Consider the following 2,117-nt stretch of genomic DNA (forward strand, 5'->3'; position numbering starts at 1 on the left):
ATAAGAGTGAACCATCTGTATCACTAGATGACCCTAAGACTCTGAATAAAGCAGCGAGTCTGACAATGTAACGAAGTCCATTGGACGGGAGCTGAATCGTGAGAGGACGCTCCTCCTGATAACCACAATCGGGTGAGTGCTAGGGAGTCAGTATGATGAACGTAAGTGAATCCATGTAAGGTGCGTTATGCGAGAAACAGCGGAAGTGGTTTATACGCTGTGGCCAAAAGGCACGAGAGTTGGAAAGAGATTGGACAGTGCTCTTTCGTGATCAAATAACTCTCCGCACTATAGTGGGCATCTAACCTGACGTTGCGCGACATACGGAACAGGGTAAGCCTGTATTGCTCCCTCTGGGGAAAGTGGCCTGCGAAGGCTACCGATAGTCATGCAGGTAAAGGAGGCTAGAAAAAGCGAATGCCGCATTGTAATGATGCGGATACTGATTTTATCTGGCGCGAAAGCGAGCTGACTTCTAGCTGGTCTCCCGTTGCAAGATGATTTGAAGAACTTTATTCAAGGAGAAACGCAAATGATGACTTCAATCGAAGTGAGTGCATCTCCTGACAGCGCTCAATGGCAATCCATTAACTGGAAAGTGGTTAAGCAACATGTATTAAAGCTTCAAATGCGCATTGCAAAAGCAACCCGAGAAGGTAGACACGGCAAGGCGAAAGCATTGCAGTGGATATTAACCCACTCTAAATCAGCAAAATTGCTTGCTGTTAAAAGAGTTTCTCAAAATAAAGGCAGCAAAACACCAGGAATTGACGGCATCATTTGGAACAGTGATGCTCGTTGTATGACTGCGGTTAATCAACTGAGTCGAAAAGGCTATCATGCCAAACCGCTCAGGCGTATCTACATCCCCAAGAAAAACGGCAAACTCAGACCTTTAGGCATTCCCTGCATGATAGACAGAGCGCAGCAAGCGCTTCATCTTCTCGCCTTGGAGCCTATTTCGGAAACGGTAGCCGACCTCAATAGCTATGGCTTTCGACCTAACCGAAGCGCAGCAGATGCAATTGCACAGTGCTTCAAATGTTTATGTATGAAGCGCTCTAGCCAATGGGTTCTTGAGGGTGACATCAAAGCTTGTTTCGATAAGATAGGTCATCAATGGCTCATCGACAACATTCAATTAGATAAACGAATGCTGAAACAATGGCTTGGATGTGGTTATGTTGATAAAGGATTGTTCTACAAAACAGCAGAAGGGACACCGCAAGGCGGGATAATCTCGCCAACGCTGATGTTGCTCACGCTGGCTGGATTAGAGCAGTTGGTTAAGTCTATTGCCTGTAAAACAGGGAATAGAGTCAACTTTATCGGATATGCAGACGATTTTGTTATCACAGGTTCTTCGAAGGAAGTGCTCGTTAATGTAATCAAGCCGCAACTAATTGGTTTTCTACAGGAAAGAGGCTTAACACTTTCTGATGAGAAAACGCACATAACTCATATCGATGATGGTTTTGACTTTCTGGGATTCAATCTTAGGAAGTACAAAGGCAAACTGCTCATTAAACCGAGCAAGAGCAATGTTCTATCATTTTTGAGTAATCTACGTGAATTCATCAGAAAACATCCAACAATCCCCGTTAACGATTTAATCAAAATATTGAACCCGAAACTGAGAGGATGGGCGAACTATTATCGCCACAGTGTTGCTAAACAAGTTTTCGGCTATGTAGGGCATCAACTTTTCTGGTTGTTATGGCGTTGGGCCGTTAGGCGTCATCCAACGAAAAGTAAGGACTGGGTGAGGCGTAAATATTATATGAATCGCATAGGTGGATGGCAATTCCACGGCTGGCAGAAAATCGCCAACATGGACTGTCATTTTAATCTGGTTCAAATAGCTCAAACGCCAATAAAGAGACATGTGAAAATCAGGAGTGCAGCGACACCTTATGACCCCGAGTATGAAGATTACTTAGGTAAACGAAAACGGGCAAAGGAAGGTAGAAATTCTTGGTTCGAACCGGTCTTAGCTGCAATATAGGGTGCTGGGTAACAGAATACGCCTTAGTGGAGGCTTGAGCCGTATGCAGTGAAAGTTGCATGTACGGTTCTTAGGAGGGCGGTACTTGGTAACAAGTGCCGCCTATCCGACA

The 2,117-nt window shown here is 44.8% G+C and carries 1 protein-coding gene; it reads left to right on the forward strand.

What is annotated here, in order from left to right:
* The first annotated feature begins 532 nt into the window (after nucleotides 1-532).
* Nucleotides 533-2,005, forward strand: coding sequence for a group II intron reverse transcriptase/maturase (gene ltrA / locus FN961_RS25630; RefSeq protein ID WP_144042970.1), 1,473 nt, complete (start codon nucleotides 533-535; stop codon nucleotides 2,003-2,005).
* Nucleotides 2,006-2,117: the final 112 nt, after the last annotated feature.

Origin of the sequence: Shewanella hanedai, assembly GCF_007197645.1 — a bacterium.
Classification (GTDB): domain Bacteria; phylum Pseudomonadota; class Gammaproteobacteria; order Enterobacterales; family Shewanellaceae; genus Shewanella; species Shewanella hanedai.